A 1,188-nucleotide genomic window follows, 5' to 3' on the forward strand; every position below is an offset into this window, starting at 1 on the left:
CGGCGAGGGGGATTCACACCCCCTTTATCGTTACTTATACCTACATTTGCTCTTCAAGATCGTCCAGAAAGCCTTGTCGACTTCCCTTCTGCCAATCTTGAATGCTCCCCTACCGATGCCAACTTATGTCAACATCCCATCGCTTCGGTAGACAACTTATGCCCGATTATTATCCATGCCACAATCCTCGACTAGTGAGCTGTTACGCACTCTTTAAATGAATGGCTGCTTCCAAGCCAACATCCTAGCTGTCGCTGCATCGTGACCGCGTTATACCTTCAACTTAGTTGTCATTTCGGGACCTTAGCGGATGGTCCGGATTCTTCTCCTCTCGGACACGGACCTTAGCACCCATGCCCTCACTCCTTAGTAATCCCTACAAGCATTCGGAGTTTGTCTGGACTTGATAGGCGATGAAACCCTCGCATCCAATCAGTCGCTCTACCTCTTGTAGTTAACCCTAAAGGCTGCACCTAAATGCATTTCGGGGAGTACGAGCTATCTCCAAGTTTGATTAGCCTTTCACCCCTACCCTCACCTCATCCGAGAATTTTTCACCATTCTACGGTACGGCCCTCTATGTTGTGTTACCAACACTTCAGCCTGGACAAGGGTAGATCACTTGGTTTCGCGTCTATTACACCTAACTATCTTCGCTTTTTAAAACTCGCTTTCGCTTCGGTTCCTCCACTCTTGTGGATTAACCTCGCTAGATATAATAACTCGTAGGTTCATTATGCAAAAGGCACGCCGTCACCCCATACAGGGGCTCCGACCGCTTGTAAGCACATGGTTTCAGGAACTATTTCAATCCGCTTCTCGCGGTGCTTTTCACCTTTCCTTCACAGTACTTGTTCACTATCGGTCTCTAAGGAGTATTTAGCCTTGGGGGATGGACCCCCCGGATTCATACAGGATTGCACGTGTCCCGCACTACTCAGGATTCCACTAGGCCAGGTCTTCTATACAGATACGGGACTATCACCCTCTACGGTCGCGCTTTCCAACGCTGTTCTCCTCTATATCCTCCTGTAGCCATACCGTGGTCCTACTACCCCGCCGAAGCTCGAGACCTCGACGGTTTGGGCTTGTCCCCGTTCGATCGCCACTACTAGGGGAATCACTAATTTGTTCTCTTCTCCTATGGGTACTGAGATGTTTCAGTTCCCCACGTTTGCCCCACGCTTA

1 rRNA gene is annotated in these 1,188 nt (G+C 49.5%); it reads right to left on the minus strand.

The features are described from left to right. Positions 1-1,188: ribosomal RNA gene (locus AC1EK1_RS08335) — 23S ribosomal RNA — on the minus strand; the annotation flags it as partial.

The organism is Porphyromonas sp. C0026D3 (assembly GCF_056590775.1).